Genomic DNA, 20,802 nt, shown 5'->3' on the forward strand with positions numbered 1-20,802 from the left:
TATTATTTTGGTATGACTAGTATTGCTATAAAAATTATATATTTACGTTAATTAGGGGACAGGGTGAGCATCATTGATCAATTCTCGCTAAGCCAATTTACCGAGCCGAACACATCAGTACTTTCCAAAGTAGAGAATGATGCGCAATCCACAGGAAATGAAACTACCTCATCTTCACTTGAAAGCGGTACAGCCGTTGGTGCGTACTTTGCGGACATTTTGGCTAGCCTGCAAGGCTCAGCCAGCAAATTCATGGGCAATGATAATGCCAGCGTCATCACGCAAATTGCTAGTACCACAAAACAAGATTCCAGCTCTGGTGAATCAGCCCTAGCTACCGCGGTCACATCGGGTGCTGCGGCAGCAAACCTATTTTCCTCACTTTTATCTGACAGCGAAGAGACCGCTGGTAGTCTAGTGTCGTCTGACTCGCTCGATGCATCTTCGACTGCTATCGCCTCAGGTAGCTCGCTTATCAGTGCCGCGCTGAGTGCAGATGAAAGCATCGCGAAAATTCAGCAACAATTAATGGCCTCTCTTAATGCGAATTTGTTCGGCGCAATGCTAGGTGATGGCACAAACGCTGACGGCACTGGTGCCTCGACGAGCGGATTACTCGCAGGCATTGGTACTTCTTTTTTAGACGATTCACTTTCGGATGAGTCACTGGCCGCTATGCAGTCAAATTTATTGACCAGTTTGCATGCTAGTTTGTTTAGCGGCCTGACTGACTCAGCCACCACCTCACAAACTACCACGGATGAGACTAACCTCTTAACCGCGTCAAAGAGTGCCGTGAGCGATGCCCAAGCCAATTATTCGTTTTTACAAAATATGAGTGAGCTGTCTTTTGGTGAAGACGGATTTGGCTTAAATGAATTTTTTGATACGGTAAATATTGCACAGCACGTGCCAATTGTTTCTAGTCTTTACCAAGATATGACGGGTGAAGCGATGAGTGCGGCGGCAAGTTTGGCGGGTGGTTTTTTATATGGCGGGCCGACAGGATTAGCCTTATCAGCTGCTGATTTGGTCGTCAAAGGCGTAACTGGCACAACGGTCAGTGATGCGATTGTCGACTTCGATTATGCAGGTACATTCTTCGGCGACAACATAGAGGCGTCCGCCGCTCAAGAAGCATTGAAGACCAAAGAAGAGCCAATTGAAGAATCGGCGAATGCCTATCAGTTTGTGTCTCGTCTTTTCTAGAAGCGCTATCTTCAGCAGTCTTATTTAAAAGCGACCCAAGCTTAAATTAAAAATACGCATGATGATTGCATAGGCAAAAAGACTACAATTTTCTTTCGCGCTAAAAAGTTGGAGTCTCTATGCCTAACACCGAACCATCTGCTCATGCGTCCAATTTAACTGCTCATCAGCCCCAGACACCGGTGAAGATCCAAGCGCCAAACTGGTGCAAAGATGCGGTTATCTATGAAATCAATTTACGCCAATTTACACAAGAGGGTACGTTTAGAGCGGCCGAGGCGCACCTGCCACGGTTGAAGCAACTCGGTGTGAGCATTTTATGGCTTATGCCTATTCATCCTATTGGACTAAAAAATCGTAAGGGCACCCTGGGTAGCCCTTATGCTGTGCAAGATTATTTTTCACTAAATTCCGAGTTTGGCAATCTCGATGATATGCGCCATTTTGTCGATATTGCACATGAGCTGGACTTTCACATCATTATTGACTGGGTGGCAAATCACAGTGCTTGGGACAATGTCCTAGTCGAGCAACACCCCGACTGGTACGCCAAAAATCACGAGGGTGATTTCACGCCCACACCTTGGTGGGACTGGGATGATATTATCGACTTTGACTATTCTGTGCCTGAGCTTCGTGCCTACATGGCTAGGGCTATGTGTTATTGGCTTAAGGAAACCGATATCGATGGCTACCGCTGCGATGTCGCTGGCTTCGTACCTCAAGACTTTTGGGCTCAAGTACGTGAGGAGTTATGTGACATTAAGCCGGTGTTTATGCTGGCTGAATGGGAAGCCCGGGATGTGCACTACGACGCATTTGATATGAGTTACGCGTGGTCGTGGAATGAAGCCATGCACGGTATCGCCTTGGGAAAGCTACCCCTGAGTAAGCTTTACAAATATTATTCTTGGAATGAAAAAACCTATCCCAAAGCCTCCATGCGAATGACCTTTGTCAGTAACCATGACAAAAACGCTTGGGACGGCACCCAATTCGAGCAATTTGGCGAAGCTTTAGAATGCGCCATCGTGCTGTCAGTCCTGGGAGAGGGAATGCCGCTGATCTACAATGGTCAAGAAGCCGGTAACCCTAAACGTTTGGCTTTTTTTGAGCGCTCCCCTATCAATTGGCGTAGCCACAATATAGGTGATTTGTATACGGATTTGATCGCCCTAAAAAAAGCGCACAGTGCTTTGCACAATGGTCAGTGGGGCGCTCGTATGATCCCCGTGAAGAACTCCCATGCCGACAAAGTATTTAGTTTCGTGCGCCAAGACGAAAAAAGTAAAGTGCTGGTGTTACTTAACTTTAGCGGCGAGTCACTCACGGTATCGCTGTCATCGAATATCGCGTTTGGGCGAGTAACTGATTGGTTGAGCGGTGAGCGAATAGAGCTGACGAATAGGTGTGAATTTAGCTTAGGGGCGTGGGAATGGCAGGTGTTTACGTCGTGACCCAAGCGCTGACTAGCGGGCGAAGTAGCAGTGTCAGAATTAATGCGCAAAAGGGCGATTAATCTCTGAAAAGCCTTCGATAATTTGGCATAATCCCTCTCTTTTTTATTTAAAGGTACGTGCGCCGCTCGTTATGTCCAAGTCTTCTAAACTGTTTGCCCAAGATGGCATTTTATCTCAAGCGATCCCCGGATTCACAGTACGCCAAGCGCAAACCGATATGGCGAATGCGGTAGAAGAGGCTATCGAGCAAAAATCCCCGTTGATTGTTGAGGCGGGTACCGGCACAGGTAAAACCTTTGCGTATTTAGCGCCTGCACTACAATCGAAGAAGAAAACGATTGTGTCTACAGGGACCAAAAACCTGCAAGAACAGCTCTACCACAGAGACTTACCCCTGATTAAAAAAGCCATCGGGGTAAACGGTAAAATTGCTCTGCTAAAAGGGCGCTCAAACTACTTATGTTTGCACCGCCTACGTCAGCACGGTGGCAGTAGTACCTTACTCGACAAAACAACCATGGTGGAGCTGTCTGATGTACGCCGCTGGGCGACATCGACCAAAACCGGTGACATGGGGGAAATGAAAACCCTCGCAGAAGATGCCAAAGTCTTACCCTTTGTGACTTCTACTGTGGATAATTGCCTAGGTAAAGACTGCCCCGACTACGAAGACTGCTACATGATCAAAGCGCGGCGCAAAGCCCTAGATGCTGATTTGGTCGTGGTCAATCACCATTTATTTTTTGCTGACATGGCGCTAAAAGACACCGGCTTCGGCGAGCTTATTCCAGAAGCTGACGTGGTCATATTCGATGAGGCCCATCAGATACCGGATATTGCCAGTGAGTATTTTGGTGAAGCGTTATCAAGCAGACAATTGCATGACTTAAGCCGTGATTTGGAGTTGGTGTATCGCACGTCTTTAAAAGACGCTAAGCAGTTACACAGTGCCGGTGAAAAATGCAAAATGATCTCTGCCGACTTACGTTTGCTATTTCCCGAGCAAGCGCAAAAAGGGAACTGGCGAGAAATGTTGGCGCGTAATGATGTGCAAACCCAAATCAGTAAGTTGATTGACTCGCTAGATGTATTGTACGAAGTGATCAAATTGCATTTGAGTCGCGACAAAGACTTAGACAGTATTTTTGAGCGTGTCAGTGATGCCAGAATGAAGCTAACGCGCCTCACAGATGCCAATCAAAAAGGCGTGAGCTTGTGGTATGAAACCACCATGCGCCATATAGTGTTGCACTTAACCCCTTTGAGCATCGCGGCGAAATTTTCCAAAATTGTCTCAACGCCTGAGCGCGCATGGATCTTCACCTCAGCCACATTAATGGTCGGTGATGCATTTGATCATTTTCAGCGACAAATGGGCTTACAACAAGCCAAAACACTCTCGCTGGATAGCCCTTTTGATTACCAAAAACAGGCCATGTTGTGTGTACCGCGTTTTTTACCTGAGCCTAATGCCAGAGAAATGCGGCAAACCTTATTGGATATCTCCATTAAGTTAATAGCGGCCAGTGGTGGGCGGTGTTTTTTATTGTTCACCAGTCACGCCACTTTGCGCGCCATTGCCGGTATGCTGGAAGACAAGGTAGACAACCCTATTTTAGTGCAGGGCACGACGACTAAGCGTGCGCTTCTAGAGTCATATGTGAAAAGTGACAATGCTGTGCTGCTTGGCACTGGTGCATTTTGGGAAGGGGTGGATGTCAGAGGTAACGATTTAACGTGTGTATTGATTGATAAATTGCCTTTTGCCTCACCGGATGATCCCTTGTTGCAAGCGCGAATTGAGGATTGCCGTAAAGCCGGTGGCAACCCCTTTGGTCAGTTGCAAATCCCTCAGGCAGCCATTGCATTAAAACAAGGTGCAGGGCGCTTAATAAGGGATGAAACAGACAGAGGCGTACTGGTCATTTGTGATAATAGACTGGTGACCAAAGATTATGCGAAAACGTTTTTACGTAGTTTACCCGATATGAAACGCACGAGACATTTGCCAAACGCTTTGGCCTTTCTTGAAGAGATCCATGAAGACGCTCAGCAAACGAAGAAAGCACTTAAGGCCGCTAAAAAATCAGCGGATGATCAATGTCGGCAAGACGCAGTAAACACTGGGACTCGAGTAAAAGAAGAACATGTCTCTCAAGAGATTGCTCAAGAGGTGACTCAGGACACTAGTCGAGACATTAGTCAAAACATAGCTACCGGTACGAACGATATCTTAAAAAAGGAAGCACAATGAATCTTTTGATCATTGATACCGCAACAGAGGCTTGCTCAGTTGCACTAAACATTAATGGCCAACCATTTAACCAATTTGAAATTTGCCCTCAGCAACACAGCCAGCGTATTCTGCCCATGATTGACGGTTTATTAAAAGAAGCCGGCGCAACCCTAAATGAGATAGATTACTTAGGGTTTGGGCAAGGCCCGGGCAGCTTTACTGGGGTGCGTATTGCTACCGGAATTTTGCAAGGTTTAGCCTTGGGCACAGGCTTGCACGTAGTCGGTGTCTCTACGCTTGCTGCTATGGCCCAGCAGGCGGTAAGTGAACATCAGGCACAAGACGTATTTTGCGCCATTGATGCACGCATGGGGGAAGTGTATTTTGCTCACTATCAAGCACAGAACGGCTTGGCAACTTTAGTAGGCAGTGAGCAAGTCTTGCCTCCAGAGAACGCCGCTCAAATCCTTGCTCAGAAATCGAATTCACCGTCGTTCGCTGTTGGCACCGGTTGGGCCGCCTATGATGTGTTACTGGCGACATTGGATGATGAGCGTAAACCCAATGTACTTCAAAGCGTACTTTACCCTGATGCGAAATTTATGCTGCCTTTAGTTGAAAGTGCTGCAACAGCTGGGCTTGCCAAAGAGATCGAACAGGTAGAGCCAGTGTATCTGCGCGATAAAGTGACTTGGAAAAAACTGCCTGGGCGCGAGTAATAGCCCTGGCTGGTCAATGGCCTAGACGGCTTCTTATGTTTGGTGCGAGAAGCTGGCTTGGTGCGTAAAGCTGCCTAGGTGCGAGAAGTAGCGAAGTAACTTAACCATTTGGCGAATAGTAAAGCCTATTAAATCTGTGCTATAAGTAACAGGTAACATACAAACTATTGTCGAATCGGGTGCCGTCATTAGTCGATAATGTATTTGTTTAAAATTGATAAGAGAGCCGCGTGAGAGTCGAATCGTCCGTTAGTGCCCTGCAAAGTCCGTTAAACGACAAAGCAGTAAAGGGTAATAAACAACAAGATAATGCCCAACAAGATGTGGCATCTGCTCTTGGTGGCGCTAAAGATGTGCAAGAAATTATTCGCAGTGGCTCGGTAGATGCATTTGATCAGGCTGAAACATTTCGTCAGCAAGCCGGCGCTGATGACAGCTCAACGTTTAGTTCACAAAACGCGATAGATACCTACCAAAGTGTGTCCAAGGAAGAACGTCGCAATGAAATTCAACAAATGCTAGGCGTTGATACCTTCGCTTAAGTATCTGACAAAAACCGCTCACTGTTAATCTCATTCAATAATCCTGCCTCATGCTCCCCACATTTTCAACGCTCTTTTGTCTTGATAAACCCCGGCTACTGTAACGTTTTGATACAAGCCTTTTAACTATTGTTAAGTTCTGCTTTACCCCGAACTGTAGTATCGTTGTTTCAATGATGTATTTTTGTCGAGGTGGTTATGTACACTAAAATCGGTTTCCTATTCGTTACTTTGTGGTTAGCGGGTTGTTCAACGCTTCCTGAACAAATTCAGTTACCTGATGAATCAAACTTGATTACTTATCAAGAAGCAGCGTCTAAATCGAAAGATGTAATGGGTCAGAAAGCCCGCTGGGGCGGGATTATCGCTAAGGTAGAAAATAAACCCAACGATACTCTTATCGAAATGGTTTACTACCCGTTACGTAGTTATGGCCGTCCATTACAAAGTGATGAAAGTATCGGGCGTTTTAGGGTTTACGTGAACGGCTTCTTAGATCCTATGGTGTACAAAAAAGGTCGCACCATGACCTTTACCGGTGATTTTGTTCGTTTAGAGAAAGGAATGGTAGGCGAGCATGAATACGTATTCCCGACACTTGCTTCAACTGGCTATTACTTATGGAAAGAGATTCAGCAAGTTGATATGAATATGATCAGCGTTTGGCCTTATGATTACTGGCGATACGGTTGGTATAATCGCCCGTTTAACAATCGAGTGTTTTTACGCAGTACTCATCGCACTAGAAGTAGCCCGGCGAGATCTAAACCCTCTGCTAAAACCAAGAGTAATTAAATTAACGTTTCTTGGTTCAACGCTAGTTGATTTGAAGACAGCAGAGCAAACGGCTACTCACGTTATTCCTTTTAGTATTAGGTATTCTTGATAGCCGTTTTTTTATGGAAGATTTATGCAAGAAAAAAGCACCCAACAAAGAAGCACCCAAGAAAAGAGCACGACAGGAATAAGCTCTCAACAACTAAGCGCACATCAATTAAGTACACTAAACACCAGTGGCAGCGAAATTGAATTTCCTTTGCGTAATATCACGCTGCGTGGCCTAGCGTTCGGCGACCCGTCAAAACCGTTAATCGTTGCCCTGCATGGTTGGCTCGATAATGCCGCCACCTTTGTTCCCTTGGCCGCTTATTTACAGGGTTATTATGTCATCGCGCTGGATTTCGCAGGTCACGGTAAATCCGATCATCGCAGTAAAGATGCGCATTATCATTTGGTGGATTTTGTTTACGATGTGCATGAAGTTGTTGAAACTCAAGGTTGGGATAATTTCATTTTACTTGGGCATTCTATGGGTGGAATTATCGGCTCAATGTACACCAGTTGCTTTCCCGAGAAAGTGAGCAAGTATATTACGATTGAATCTTTAGGGCCTGTCACCAAAGACAGTGAAAGCAGCCCAGAGCAATTGCGCGAATCCATTGAAAGCCGGCTCAAAGGTGCAGCAAGTGAAGGTAAGCACCCAAGTAATAAGCAAAGCGTGATCCGCGCAAGAGCGATCGCAGGTGGTTTTTCTGATGAGTGCGCTCGTTTACTGGTTGAGCGAAACCTGTGCGAAATAGAGGGGCAGCTTGAATTCACCACTGACAGGCGCCTTCGCACATTTTCTTCATTACGATTGACCGAAGGCCAAGCGCAAGCGTTTTTAAAAGCTATTACTTGTCCGACCATTGTAATTATTGCTGATAACGGCTACGAAATTATGAAGAAAACAGCCGAATTACGAATAAACTTGTTAAAAGATGCAAAATTACTCAGCGTTCCGGGCTCTCATCATCCACACTTGGATAATACGCAGTCAGTTTCTGTTCATATTTTGCACTTCCTTCACGAAAATTAACTATTTATAGGTAAAATGTTAATTATATGTAGGGATCTTCGTTTATTTTTACATGGGCTTTGGGTATTATGCGGCGCAATAAGTAGTATAATATCGTCGACCGGCGCGCTTGGGCGTCTTCTTTGGTCGAGGTAGCGCCGAGGAGGCAATGTGGAAAAATCCTGGTTAAAGAGTTATGACGCTCGAGTACCTCATGAAATCAATCCTGATAGTTATGCGTCTATCGTTGATATTTTAGAGCAAGCAGTATCAACCTACGCTGATAGCGTAAGCTACATCAATCTTGGTAAATCAATTACTTTTAAAGAGCTAGACCAGCAGTCTAAGCAGTTTGCAGCGTATCTTCAGCATTCAGGGTTAAAGAAGGGCGATGCTGTCGCCATTATGATGCCTAATTTATTACAATATCCAGTTGCCTTATTCGGTGTATTACGCGCAGGTATGGTGGTGGTGAATGTGAATCCTCAATACACAGCGCGCGAACTAAAACATCAACTTAATGATGCGGATGCTAAAGCCATCGTGATCGTTGAAAACTTTGCTTGTACCCTTAGTGAAGTGATAGACGACACGCCAGTTAAAACGGTCATGCTGACCCAAATTGGCGATATGTTGGGTTTTCCAAAAAAGTGGCTGACTAATCTTGTGGTAAAACACGTTAAGAAGATGGTGCCTTCTTTTTCTTTACCGTCAGCCATACATTTTATGGACGCGTTGAAAGAAGGGGCGAGCAAAAGCTATGAGCGCCCAACTTTAACCGGCGATGACATCGCATTCTTGCAATACACTGGCGGCACAACTGGAGTATCTAAAGGCGCTATGCTGAGTCACAGAAATATGGTGGCCAACTTAGAGCAAGCTTCTGCTATTTTAAATACCGTCACTGTGCCTAATAAAGAGCTAGTGGTCACGGCATTACCGCTTTACCATATCTTTGCTTTACAGGCGAACTGCCTATTGTTCTTAAAATTGGGCTGTGCCAACTTATTAATTACCAACCCCAGAGATATGCCGGCGTTTGTATCCGAGTTGGGTAAGTACCCGTTTACTGTGCTGACTGGGGTAAACACCCTTTTCAATGGTTTGCTTAATACTCCAAGTTTCGCCGAACTAGATTTTTCTAAGGTCAAATTCTCTTTGGGCGGTGGTATGGCGGTGCAGCGCTCAGTCGCAGAACGCTGGTATAAGTTAACAGGACATGTGTTACTTGAAGGATATGGTTTAACTGAATGTAGCCCCATTGTCAGTGTAAACCCGCCGCAATTAGAGCAATACAATGGCTCTATTGGCTTGCCTTTACCCTCTACTGATATTCGCTTAGTGGATGATGACGGCGTCGACGTTGCACCCGGTGAAGCAGGTGAGATGTTAGTAAAAGGACCACAAGTCATGGTCGGGTATTTAAACCGGCCTGAAGCCACAGAAGAGATTATGCAAGATGGTTGGCTTGCCACAGGGGACATCGCCCGCTGTGATGAAGACGGATATTTCTACATTGTCGATCGCAAAAAAGACATGATTTTAGTCTCTGGCTTTAATGTTTTCCCGAATGAAATTGAAGAAGTTGCAGCGATGCATGACCATATTGTCGAAGTGGCTGCCGTAGGCATTCCCCATGAAGCGTCTGGTGAGGTTGTGAAACTTTATGCCGTGCGCCGTGAAGACAGTTTGTCAGAGCAAGATGTTATCGAACATTGCCGTAAACACCTAACGGGATATAAAGTCCCGAAAAAAGTTGAGTTCAGAGACGAGCTTCCAAAATCGAATGTTGGTAAGATACTCCGCAGAGAACTTCGCGACGAGAAATAATAATGGCCCTAGGGCAAACATTATTATTTTGTAGATAAACGCCGGCTTTTGCTGGCTTTTTTATTTGTTTGGAAACACGTGCAATATATTTCAATTACCACAGATGAAGCGTTGAACGCGTATTGCGCTCAATTGGCAAAAGCCCAAGCGATTGCCGTAGATACAGAGTTTGTGCGAACACGCACTTTGTATCCACAACTCGGCTTAATTCAGGTTTACGATGGGCTGCAAATCGCGCTTATCGATCCACTGGAAATAAGTGATTTCACTGCGCTAAAAGCGATTCTGACGAACGAAAATATCGTTAAAGTGTTGCACTCGTGTTCAGAAGACATCGAAACCTTTATTTGTGCTCTTGATATCGTTCCTCGCCCCATTTTTGATAGTCAATTCGCTGCTGCTATTACCGGCATGGGGCCGTCTTTAGGATATGCTAAGTTGGTAGAGGTGATGCTAGATATACAGGTCGATAAAGGAGAGTCGCGCACCGATTGGCTTGCCAGACCTTTATCGCCAGAGCAGTGCCAATACGCGGCTTATGATGTGTTGTATTTGTTTCAACTTTACCCCACGCTGCGCGATAAAACGCTTGCTCAAGGTCGCCAAGCTTGGGTGTTTGCTGAAATGGAAAACTTAACGCGCAAAAAGCTGAGTCAAATTCCCTACGAATTACTTTACTTAAATATTAAGAATAATTGGCACGTAACTGGCAAATCTCTATATGTTTTACAGCAATTAACGGCGTGGCGAGCCAAAGAAGCGCAGCAGCGTGACTTAGCCTTGAACTTTGTGGTTCGCGAAGCAAATTTGTTGGAAGTGGCGAAACGTCTTCCGGCAAGTAAAAATGCGTTACATCAAATCAGCGGATTGACACCTCAAGAAATTCGTATTAACGGTCAAGCAATGCTTGATATCGTGGCCGCGGCAGAGCAAGTGGATGAATCAGTTTATCCCCAGCCAGTTGAGCGCCTAGTCGATTTTTCACGCTTTAAGAAGGTAGCCGCAGCAGTGCGCCAAGTCTGCGTGCAAACGGCTGAGAAGCTTGGTGTGCCGGTTGAACTTATAGGTTCAAAAAAGCAAATTAACCAGTTGATAAAGTGGTGTTGGTTCCGTGATGACGATACCCGTGCGCAAGGCTTGTTGCCAGACTTATTAGAGGGCTGGCGTGGTGAGCATTTGCAGGCAGCACTGACTAAGGTCGATGGTTTAAACATAGCCCAATCAATCAGTGAGGACTCAACCCATGCTTAATTTACTGTGCGCTGTATATAAAAGTTCCAAGAAAGTGGATACCTACCTTTATGTGCCTGGCCGGGATGACTTTTCACGTGTGCCAGAGCCTTTGATGAAAATGTTTGGCGCGCCGCGCTTCATTATGATTATGCCAATCAAAAAAGATCGCACATTGGGGCAAGTCGATATTCAAACCCTACGCGATGAACTAACCAAAAATGGTTTCTATTTGCAGTTGCCGCCACCTGAAGAAAATCTACTGAAACAACATCTTGCCGCTCAAGTCCCCAAGGATTAACTTCTTGGGCTGCTAGCCTTCTTCATCTACTTTGTCATTTCATTTTTACTAAAAGGAGAGTGCATGTCTCGCTTTGTTTTTTCCATGATGATGCTTATCTGCGTTTCGTTAACGCCTTTATCCTTGCTCGGGGAACCCCAGAAAAGTCAAGCGGGCTTTGAGCAGTATATTAAAAGCTTTAAACAAGAAGCCCTAAGCAAAGGATACGATGCAGGGTTTTTGGACTCAGTCTTTACCGGTGCGACGTTTCGCCAACGTGTGGTTAAAGCAGATAAAAACCAGCCGGAACGGAAAATCACCCTAGATACTTATTTGGCAACACGCGTACCTGATTGGAAGGTCAAGCAAGCGCTCGACTTATTCGCAAAACATCGGGCGTTACTCGAAGATGTTGCGCAAGCGTTTGGCGTTCAAGCGCGGTTTATCGTCGCGCTTTGGGGCAACGAAAGTAACTTTGGCAAAATTATGGGTAAATACCCAGTGATTTCATCGCTGGCGACGATGGCATATGAAGGTCGTCGTGAAGAGATGTTTAAGAAACAACTTTACGCGGCAATGGATATTTTGCGTCAAGGCCATATTAACCAAGATGAATTTTTGGGTTCATGGGCAGGCGCAATGGGTCAGAGCCAGTTTATGCCAACGTCGTTTTTACACTATGCCTACGATTTCGATGGTGACGGAAAAAAGGACATTTGGAACAACCCTGCAGATGTATTCGCCTCTATCGCCAACTTTTTAAAGACAGAAGGTTGGAGCGACAAGGGGACCTGGGGACGTCAGGTTAAATTGCACGATGGCTTTGATATTTCATTGGCTGGCTTAGACAAAGCAAAAATGCGTACACTGGATGAGTGGCAAGGCCTCGGCGTGACCAAATACGACGGAAGTGCTTTGCCAAATGTGAACGTGAAGGCCTCGCTGATAATGCCTGATGGTGAAAAAGGCCGCATTTACTTGGTTTATGATAATTTTCACACATTAATGGGCTGGAATCGCTCTAGCTATTTCGGTGTGGCGGTCGGGTATTTGTCTGATCGAATAAAAAAGGGGCGTTAAATGTATCAACATCAATTCATCGATGGTCGCAAAATCGACTTGCCCCTTGGAAAGGTGGTGTGTGTTGGACGAAATTACCTCGAACATATTCAAGAGTTAAATAATGAAGTACCCAATGAGCCTTTGTTGTTTATTAAACCAAATACCGCGCTGTGTAACCTAGCCGAGCCGATTGTTATCCCTAAAGGTGTAGGCAGTTGTCATAACGAGCTTGAAATCGCTATTTTGATTGGGCAACGCCTAAATCATTGTAATGAAAAACAGGCCAAACAAAGCATAATCGGCGTGGGGTTAGGGTTGGATCTTACTTTACGTGATGTACAAGACCGCCTTAAGGCCAAAGGTCAGCCGTGGGAGCGAGCGAAGAGTTTTGACGCTAGCTGCCCTATATCTGTATTTGTACAAGCACAGGAGATTGATATTGAACGAAATATCGAGTTTAGTCTGTCGGTTAATAATACAGTAAGGCAACAAGGTAACAGCGCTCATATGATGCATAGCATTTTATCTTTAGTGGAAAATATAACAAAAACCTTCACTTTGCTGCCTGGCGATATTGTCTTAACAGGTACGCCCAAGGGTGTCGGGCCATTAAATGCGGGCGACGACATTAGTGTTAATTTATCACAACATTTTTCTGTGCAGACACGTGTTGTTTAAAGCAAAGTAGCCGCCGGATAATCGTCAACGATAAAGCATTGAATAAGAGCATTGAATAAGCGCCTTGAATAAGAGTAGAAAAGAATGATTTTCACCCAGCACCATCGTTTAGACTTAACCAATAAAGTGGTTATTGTTGAAGCTGTGGGTCATGTAGAGCATGTTGATAATATGGAAATTGTCTTAAAGAAAGCGATAAATTTGGCTCACGTGCACAATTTAAAAGGGATTTTATTGGATTTGTCTGAGGTAGAATTGTCATACGACAATGTGCGCCTAATGGATATTCTGCTGAGAATGAGAGACGAAGATTGGTTGGGCTTGTTGCGAGTTGCGCGCCTTTTGCCAAAAGTCGATCTTGGTCATACCCATGCCTTGATTGCGGATATCAGTCAGAAATTCAGTTTGCCGATTAGAAATTTTGAATCTAAAAGTAAGGCTATAGCCTGGTTATTATATAATTATGAACGATAAATTTTGGCTTGATACGCCACTTGAAAAAATGAACGAAGCACAGTGGGAATCAATCTGTGATGGATGTGCCAAGTGTTGTTTGCACAAGTTTATTGATGACGATGAAGCAGAAACTGCTGCCCCTACGGCACATATAAACAGTGGTGAACAGATCCACTACACCAATATTGCATGTGGGTTGCTGAACACCAAAACCTGTAATTGTACTCGCTACGAAGAGCGCACGATATTGGTCCCGGATTGCGTCAAACTGAGCAAAGAAAACATAGATGACATATTTTTCATGCCAACCAGTTGCAGCTATCGTCGGTTACATGAAGGGCGCGGTCTACCCTCATGGCATCCACTTTTAAATAAAGGTAAAAAAGCCAAAATGCATAAAGTGGGTATGTCCGTTCGTGGTAAAACCGTATTTGATCATGACGTCGAACTGGAAGATTTTGAAGACTATATTGCCATATGGCCGCTGGAAGATACGGATTAAGTCAGGAGTAACTAACTGATTTTATGCGCACTAGGGAAACGTCATGAGCGTGAATATTACAATGCTTTCCCCATCGCTTGGTTGACACTGGATTGTTCCCCAAGGGTGTGGGCAAGTCTAAAAAGGCCCTATGAATAGCAGTACCAGAAAGCCGATTTTTTAGGGCTATAACCCAGATAAATACGTGTTGGCCTGCGTCAGATAAGCGTTCTTTTTATCTTGCTCCATCTTATCTACTTGGCTGCACATCATAGCCCAGCGGTGGTTTCTCTTTAGCTCAGCGTGGTTTTTTATTATCCATCGCCAGTACAGTGCATCCCATATATCCGACCAAGCGCCTTTCTTGTAGTGGCTCATTTTAATGATGTAATTAGAGCCACTGAAATAGGGCTTAGTTGTGATTTGTCCGCCATCTGCATGTTGGCTCATCGCATATACGTTGGGTACCATCACCCAATCATAGCTGTCGATAAACATGTCCATAAACCAGCGATAGATTTCATCTGGCTCAAATTCGCATAAAAAGAAAAAGCCGCCTAATACCATTAACCGCTCGATGTGATGGCAATAACCCGTTTGTATTATCCGCTTGATGGTATCGTCTAAAGGGGTTATGCCTGTGTCACCGGTATAAAAGGCGCTAGGTATTTTGCGCTTATGTTGCCAATGGTTCTGCGTGCGCATCGATACACCGATGTCACTGTACGTCGCGCGCATAAACTCTCGCCACCCAATGATTTGCCGAACAAATCCTTCGAGGCTTGCAAGATCCACTTCATGCTCATCAGCGTATTCTATCGCTTGGCTAATGACTTGTTTTGGAGTTAAAAGCCCGATATTTAGCATAGGGGTAAGTACACTGTGATAAAGCCAATTTTGCCCCTCTACTATGGCATCCTCAAAGGGGCCAAAATGTTTAAAACGCTGTTCAAAAAAGGCGGTCAGCCACAACTGAGCGTCCTCATGTGTGACCGGATAGATGACCGTTTGGCCATTGCCTGGGTGTTCAGAAAAGTCAGCATTAATGCGCTCGATAGCTTGGGTATGGTATTGAGTCTTTACACTAAATTGCATTGCTGGAATGTTTGTTATTTCTTTTTTCGGAATTTTCTTGCGATTCTCTTCATCGAAACTCCAACGACCCGAAATGGGTTTGTCTCCTTCCATTAAAATATTAAAGCGAGTGCGCTGATGGCGGTAGAAGTCCGCCATAAACCAACGTTTTTTACTGTCGCGGTAGGCGCTATTTTGACGTTGAGTGTTTAAGAATCCCGGCGTTTTATGCCAAGTGATCTCAATATTATTCGCCTTTGCATTATTCTCTAAGCGCTGCTTCAGAATATAATCTACCGGATCAACCGTGTGTATCTGGGTAATATTCTGCTTTGTCAGTTGCGCAAACAGGTGGGTTTGACTAGGAATATTTGGTTGGAATTTTAAATACTCACAATCACACTTATTAGCGCGTAGATAATCATGGTAATACGCCATAGATGCAAAATGGAGTTGCAGTTTCTGCTGATGAAAGCATTGAGAATAAGTACTATCCCCAAAAAATAAATCGTCTTCAACTAAGTAGACACGATTAGTGGTATGACTTAGACAAGGATGCTCAACGAATAATTGTTGCGGAAAAATAACCCAAGTTGATTGCACAGCATGTACCTTTTTTCAAACACTCAAAATTAAAAATTACATGCCATTGTACGTAACAGGGAAGCTTTGGATCGTTTAAAGTTCGCTGTCTTGGGTGCACCTAGTCTATTAAATTGAACTAAGAAGGATGCTCGTTTCACTATTTATTACACCCGGTGTCATACGCACCATGCGCAGTACACGGTCGAACTCTGTCAGGGTCGTGGTTTGTATATTGGCAACTAAATCCCAAGCACCGTTGGTGGTGTGCAGATGCGTTAACTCGGGGAGCCCTCGAAGTTTTTGAATGACTTGTGACGTCGATTTTCCAGCCACTTCAATCATCATGACGGCTTTGATGAGGTTCTGCTCTACCTCGTGGTGCGCGCGGATTGTAAATCCAAGAATAGCACCGGAGCTGAGTAATCTGTCTAAGCGGTTTTGCACGGTTCCGCGAGATACCCCTAATATTTGTGACAATTTAGCCACAGGGGCGCGACCGTCCTTACGCAAAATGGCAATCAAATTGATATCTAAATCGTCAAGGATTTGAGTCTCTTTCATGAAGATATTATTTAGCCGGTGGTTGATAAGTTAGCATATTGTACATCCACTATTAACTATTTGTATTATATCCTAACAAAAATTGTAATTTAATGGCATTTATCCTGGCTGACTAGCTGATTACACTGAGCAACTATTTCAACCGTTACCTTTGAACAGTGAGCCAGTCATGCAAATCCCTAACAAAAATACAGTACGTAACGAAGCAGAAAGCCCCGTATCGCAAGTCGCATTTCTGAGTGTCCAAGACATATTGGATTTAGTGGCTAAAATCGGCATGGAAGCATTTCTAAAAGGCCTTGCTAAGTACATTAAAGACGACTTTCGGCGTTGGGAAACTTTTGATAAGTCACCACGTTTCGCCGCACATTCACCTGAAGGCGTGATTGAATTGATGCCCACAAGTGATGGGCAAAAATTTAGTTTCAAGTATGTGAATGGCCACCCTAAAAATACCCAAAAAGGACTTCAAACCGTCACTGCTTTTGGCGTGTTGGCGGATGTGGATTCAGGCTATCCATTGATGCTGTCTGAGATGACTGTGCTAACGGCACTGCGCACTAGTGCAACATCTGCGCTAATGGCTACTTATTTAGCTCCCGCAAATAGCCAATCTATGGCATTAATCGGTAATGGCGCGCAATCAGAGTTTCAAGCGTTTGCGTTTCGTACATTATTGGGAATAAATACGTTACGTCTTTATGATGTAGATACTAACGCCAGCGAAAAATGTAAGGCAAACCTGAGCGTTTACGGTTTTGACGTCACCATTTGTGCTACGCCTGAAGAGGCCGTAAAGGGAGTGGACATAATAACGACTTGCACTGCAGATAAACGAAATGCAACTATTTTAACCTCAGCTATGGTCAAAGACGGTGTTTACATCAATGCCATAGGAGGAGATTGCCCAGGTAAAACGGAATTAGATAAAGCGCTTCTTTTGCGAGCCGATGTGTTTGTTGAATACGAAGAGCAAACGCGTATTGAGGGCGACATACAGCAACTCAGCAGGGATTTTTCAGTCACTGAAATGCATAGGGTGATTAATGGCGAAGCGAAGGGGCGAACGTCACCTGCTCAGTTAATAATTTTCGACGGCGTTGGGTTTGCCATAGAGGATTTTTCAGCGTTGCGTTATGTCTATCAGCTTATGACCCAGCATTTGCCATTAAAAGAGCTTGAGTTAATCGCTACCCCGAAAGACCCACGTAACCTGTTCGGCTTATTTGCACGATCAACGACTATCAGAAAAGTAGGGTAGCTCATGAGAAAACGCAATCCTCAGGCGCCATCAGCGGTTGTCATGATTCGCCCACATCATTTTTACGCAAATCCGCAAACGCAGGGAGACAATGCCTTTCAAGCATTGGCTTGTGCCAGCGATAGTTCAGCAGCGACGGTGGAACTGGACAGATTAGCTTATCAGCAAGTGACTGATGCGGCCTATATCCTAGAGTCTTATGGTATCGATGTGCATATTTTTGAAGATGAAAGTAAAGATACTCCGGACTCAGTATTCCCTAATAACTGGTTTTCAACTCACAGTGGCGGGCATGTCGCCATTTACCCTATGCACGCCCAGAATCGCCGTCAAGAAAGACGCGGCGATATCATAGATATGCTCAAACAAGCGTATCGAGTGCAGGATATTGTTGATTATTCAGGCCTTGAGCAAGACCAGCTGTATTTGGAGGGTACTGGCGCTATGGTGCTGGATCACATTGAGCGCGTAGCCTACGCAGTGCAATCGAATAGAACGAACCCATTAGCGCTTGAGCGCTTCTGTAGTCATTTTAATTACGAGCCTATGCTCTTCGATGCCTTTGATGAAAATGGTGTGGCTGTGTATCACACCAATGTCTTGATGTGTATTGGAACTGACTTTGTCATGCTGGGCGCAGACATGATCAAAAATCCTATTCGTCGTAATGAGATTATCACACGGTTCGAAGACTCAGGGCGAGAGGTCATTATGCTAAGCAGCCGACAAATCGCAGAATTTTGTGGCAATGCACTTGAGCTTCAAAGTGATGAGCAACGATTGTTAGCTTTATCACAAAGGGCTTATAATGCAATGGAGACAGAGCAACGTAAAATACTGGAAAAAAGTGTCACCTTGCTGCCTTTAGAAGTTTCGGCAATTGAAACCGCTGGAGGTTCAATTCGTTGTATGTTGGCGGGAATTCACTTAGCGCCACGCCCTGTTTAACATCCCAGCGTGCTCACCCCGAGTCATCATGATTCTAAATTGGGTTACAATTGTGTATTAATAGCTAAAAAAAGGGAGCGTACACTCCCTTTACACAGAATAGTTATTGCTAGTTAGAGTGAGCGTTTTGTGATTAAACGCGCGCTCAGCACCACGAACCAAATGGCTGAGTAAATCGCAAACACGACCATCATCCACTGGGGCATACTCATATCCATAAAGACCCAATCAATATTGCCGCAATCACCTGTGGCTGCGAACAAATTAGGTAACCATTCATGTAACGGCAACCATGAGGGGAAGTTCGGTACAATTTCACAGGTTGCAAAGAAAGGGTTAGCCGCATTTTGAATATCGTAATGTTCCCATGCAATCAGGCCCCCCCAAATTGCAGATATACCCCAAACAACAAACGCCAATAAACGCGTTAGCATATTGTTGGCGATGAGTACGGGTACGCAGGCGAACATAATGCCAAAGATGGCAGTGCGCTGGTAAATGCACATGATGCAGGGCTGTAGCCCCATTGCATGCTGGCTAAATAGGGCATACGCCACCAATACCAGTGAAGATAAAAATAACAGGCCCCAAGCAAGGCGGGTGTCAGCAAGATTTGAAATAAAGGTCATGTTGCTACTCGTAAAATAACTAAAACAAAAAAGCACCGCAATGTAGCGGTGCTTTGTTAAACAAAACTAGTTTAGTGCGCTGCGGGTTCGCCGCCTAAGGTCGCGCTGTGGTGCTCTATTAGATGCATATCATACAGCCAGTTGGTTAAATCTCCCAAACCGAAGTAGGTAGCAGCTAGGCCGACAATAGTCAGTACAATGGTGTAGGGTAGCGCCATATAAACCATCGTGCCGTATGACAAGCGTAAAAGCGGTGCAATAGCAGAGGTCAACAAAAACAAGAAAGCGGCTTGCCCGTTCGGTGTTGCCACACTGGGTAAGTTTGTACCTGTATTAATCGCAACGGCTAACATATCGAACTCATCGCGAGTGATATGACCATGTTCAAGCGCTGCAGCAACTTCGGTAATATAAACAGAGCCAACGAACACATTATCACTGACCATGGACAGCGCCCCATTGGCTAAGTAGAACATCACCAGTTGCGAGCGGCCTTCAAAGGTAAGTACCCAGTCAATTACAGGTGTAAATAGGCCTTGGTCAATAATGACAGCTACAACGCCAAAGAAAACGCATAGCAGAGCTGTAAACGGCAACGCTTCTTCGAATGCTTTACCAATTGAGTGCTCATCGATGATGCCGTTCAGGGATGTTGCCAAAACGATAATAGACAAACCAATTAAACCAACCGCAGCGAAGTGGCCTGCCAATCCAATCACAAGCCATATGCCGATGAAACCTTGGATCCACAATTTAGCACTGTCTTGTTTAGTGCGGATGGCTTCTTGCTCGTGGCTGTGAGCGGTTAAAATATCGCGAACAACTTGAGGCAACTGCGCGCCATAACTGAATATTTTTAACTTTTCTAAAGCAAAAGTGGTAGCAATTCCGGCGAAAAATACTGGAATGGTGACCGGCGACATGCGCACGAAAAATTCACCGAAATTCCAGCTGGCCTTATCTGCAATAATTAAATTTTGAGGCTCACCAACCATTGTCATCACGCCGCCTAATGCAGTACCTACCGCAGCATGCATCATTAGATTACGCAGAAACGCGCGAAAATCTTCCAAATCTTGGCGCTTTGGGTGGTCAACATGATCGTCACTGGTATGGTCGTGATCAGAGTGAAAGTCTTTACCAGATGCGACTTTATGATAGATAGAATAAAAGCCCATACCCACAGCGATAATGACCGCCACAACCGTTAATGCATCTAAAAAGGCCGACAAAAAAGCGGATGCCGCAACAAACGACATCGACAAAGCAATCTTGTTTTTAAGTTTGAGCAGTAGTTTAGTAAACATAAACAACAGCATGTCTTTCATGAAATAGATCCCCGCCACCATAAAGACCAGCAGCAAAACCACTTCTATATTGACAACTATTTCATGCTTCATGTGTTCCGGGGAGGTCATACCGATAAACAGCGCTTCAATTAACAGAAGGCCACCGGGTTGCAATGGATAGCATTTTAACGCCATAGCAAGAGTAAAAATGAACTCTAATACTAACGCCCAGCCCGCTATGTACGGGTCTGCCATAAATAGGATTGGGTTAAAAATAAGGAAGGCGATAATAGATTTTTTATACCAATCAGGGGCTTGACCCAAGAAATTGCTATAAACTGCGCCGATGGTCGATTGTTGCATAGATTCAAACCTTTAAATTTTTCTAGCTTTTATAACTACTTTTTAAATTCTGTAACGTAAAAATGCAAGGTA

The 20,802-nt window shown here is 44.7% G+C and carries 20 protein-coding genes; 16 read left to right on the plus strand and 4 right to left on the minus strand.

Going from position 1 to position 20,802, the window contains the following annotated elements:
• Positions 1–63 precede the first annotated feature (63 nt).
• The 14 genes from GMES_RS07465 to GMES_RS07530 all read left to right on the plus strand — a co-directional run bounded on the left by GMES_RS07465 (position 64) and on the right by GMES_RS07530 (position 14,041).
• Positions 64–1,209: a hypothetical protein gene (locus tag GMES_RS07465; protein ID WP_006992022.1), complete on the plus strand. Its 1,146-nt coding sequence runs from the start codon at positions 64–66 to the stop codon at positions 1,207–1,209.
• A 119-nt stretch (positions 1,210–1,328) separates the two neighbouring features.
• Complete coding sequence (locus GMES_RS07470; RefSeq protein ID WP_006992023.1) at positions 1,329–2,666, plus strand: alpha-amylase family glycosyl hydrolase; 1,338 nt, start codon at positions 1,329–1,331, stop codon at positions 2,664–2,666.
• 133 nt (positions 2,667–2,799) lie between these two features.
• Positions 2,800–4,923: a DNA repair helicase YoaA gene (locus tag GMES_RS07475; protein ID WP_006992024.1), complete on the plus strand. Its 2,124-nt coding sequence runs from the start codon at positions 2,800–2,802 to the stop codon at positions 4,921–4,923.
• Positions 4,920–5,624, plus strand: coding sequence for a tRNA (adenosine(37)-N6)-threonylcarbamoyltransferase complex dimerization subunit type 1 TsaB (gene tsaB / locus GMES_RS07480; RefSeq protein ID WP_006992025.1), 705 nt, complete (start codon positions 4,920–4,922; stop codon positions 5,622–5,624). The genes GMES_RS07475 and tsaB overlap by 4 nt, the downstream gene beginning before the upstream one ends.
• 230 nt (positions 5,625–5,854) lie before the next feature.
• Positions 5,855–6,166, plus strand: coding sequence for a hypothetical protein (locus tag GMES_RS07485; RefSeq protein ID WP_006992027.1), 312 nt, complete (start codon positions 5,855–5,857; stop codon positions 6,164–6,166).
• 198 nt (positions 6,167–6,364) lie between these two features.
• Positions 6,365–6,961 (plus strand): Slp family lipoprotein, encoded by a 597-nt coding sequence (locus GMES_RS07490; RefSeq protein WP_006992028.1) that lies wholly within the window; start codon positions 6,365–6,367, stop codon positions 6,959–6,961.
• A 115-nt stretch (positions 6,962–7,076) separates the two neighbouring features.
• The gene (locus GMES_RS07495; protein ID WP_006992029.1) at positions 7,077–8,024 is read left to right on the plus strand and encodes an alpha/beta fold hydrolase; all 948 of its coding nucleotides are present in this window, start codon (positions 7,077–7,079) and stop codon (positions 8,022–8,024) included.
• A 150-nt stretch (positions 8,025–8,174) separates the two neighbouring features.
• Positions 8,175–9,833, plus strand: a complete 1,659-nt coding sequence (gene fadD, locus GMES_RS07500) for a long-chain-fatty-acid--CoA ligase FadD (RefSeq protein ID WP_006992030.1) — start codon at positions 8,175–8,177, stop codon at positions 9,831–9,833.
• Between the two features lie 78 nt (positions 9,834–9,911).
• Positions 9,912–11,084 carry a ribonuclease D gene (rnd, locus tag GMES_RS07505; RefSeq protein WP_006992031.1) on the plus strand — a complete coding sequence of 391 codons (1,173 nt, stop codon included), beginning with the start codon at positions 9,912–9,914 and terminating at the stop codon, positions 11,082–11,084.
• A complete protein-coding gene (locus GMES_RS07510; protein WP_006992032.1) occupies positions 11,077–11,364 on the plus strand; it encodes a YcgL domain-containing protein in 288 nt (95 codons plus the stop codon). Before rnd ends, GMES_RS07510 begins: the two co-directional genes overlap by 8 nt.
• A 63-nt stretch (positions 11,365–11,427) precedes the next feature.
• The gene (locus GMES_RS07515) at positions 11,428–12,423 is read left to right on the plus strand and encodes a lytic murein transglycosylase (protein ID WP_006992033.1); all 996 of its coding nucleotides are present in this window, start codon (positions 11,428–11,430) and stop codon (positions 12,421–12,423) included.
• The gene (locus tag GMES_RS07520) at positions 12,424–13,083 is read left to right on the plus strand and encodes a fumarylacetoacetate hydrolase family protein (protein WP_006992034.1); all 660 of its coding nucleotides are present in this window, start codon (positions 12,424–12,426) and stop codon (positions 13,081–13,083) included.
• An 84-nt stretch (positions 13,084–13,167) separates the two neighbouring features.
• Complete coding sequence (locus GMES_RS07525; protein ID WP_006992035.1) at positions 13,168–13,557, plus strand: hypothetical protein; 390 nt, start codon at positions 13,168–13,170, stop codon at positions 13,555–13,557.
• Positions 13,547–14,041 (plus strand): YcgN family cysteine cluster protein, encoded by a 495-nt coding sequence (locus GMES_RS07530; protein WP_006992036.1) that lies wholly within the window; start codon positions 13,547–13,549, stop codon positions 14,039–14,041. Before GMES_RS07525 ends, GMES_RS07530 begins: the two co-directional genes overlap by 11 nt.
• A gap of 165 nt (positions 14,042–14,206) precedes the next feature.
• On the opposite strand, the gene GMES_RS07535 is transcribed toward GMES_RS07530, so the two are convergent.
• Positions 14,207–15,697 (minus strand): cryptochrome/photolyase family protein, encoded by a 1,491-nt coding sequence (locus GMES_RS07535; RefSeq protein WP_006992037.1) that lies wholly within the window; start codon positions 15,695–15,697, stop codon positions 14,207–14,209.
• A 108-nt stretch (positions 15,698–15,805) separates the two neighbouring features.
• A complete protein-coding gene (locus GMES_RS07540; RefSeq protein WP_006992038.1) occupies positions 15,806–16,240 on the minus strand; it encodes an Lrp/AsnC family transcriptional regulator in 435 nt (144 codons plus the stop codon).
• A gap of 169 nt (positions 16,241–16,409) precedes the next feature.
• Here GMES_RS07540 and GMES_RS07545 point away from each other — a divergent pair, with 169 nt between their 5' ends.
• Positions 16,410–17,501, plus strand: coding sequence for an ornithine cyclodeaminase (locus GMES_RS07545; protein ID WP_006992039.1), 1,092 nt, complete (start codon positions 16,410–16,412; stop codon positions 17,499–17,501).
• Positions 17,502–17,504: 3 nt separating this feature from the next.
• Positions 17,505–18,449: a citrulline utilization hydrolase CtlX gene (gene ctlX / locus GMES_RS07550; RefSeq protein ID WP_006992040.1), complete on the plus strand. Its 945-nt coding sequence runs from the start codon at positions 17,505–17,507 to the stop codon at positions 18,447–18,449.
• 113 nt (positions 18,450–18,562) lie between these two features.
• Here the strand turns inward: ctlX and dsbB are convergent, their stop codons facing one another.
• Both dsbB and nhaB read right to left on the minus strand, forming a co-directional pair.
• Positions 18,563–19,078: a disulfide bond formation protein DsbB gene (dsbB, locus tag GMES_RS07555; protein WP_006992041.1), complete on the minus strand. Its 516-nt coding sequence runs from the start codon at positions 19,076–19,078 to the stop codon at positions 18,563–18,565.
• A gap of 71 nt (positions 19,079–19,149) precedes the next feature.
• Positions 19,150–20,730 (minus strand): sodium/proton antiporter NhaB, encoded by a 1,581-nt coding sequence (gene nhaB, locus GMES_RS07560; RefSeq protein ID WP_006992042.1) that lies wholly within the window; start codon positions 20,728–20,730, stop codon positions 19,150–19,152.
• Positions 20,731–20,802 lie beyond the last annotated feature (72 nt).

The organism is Paraglaciecola mesophila KMM 241, assembly GCF_000315015.1.
Classification (GTDB): domain Bacteria; phylum Pseudomonadota; class Gammaproteobacteria; order Enterobacterales; family Alteromonadaceae; genus Paraglaciecola; species Paraglaciecola mesophila.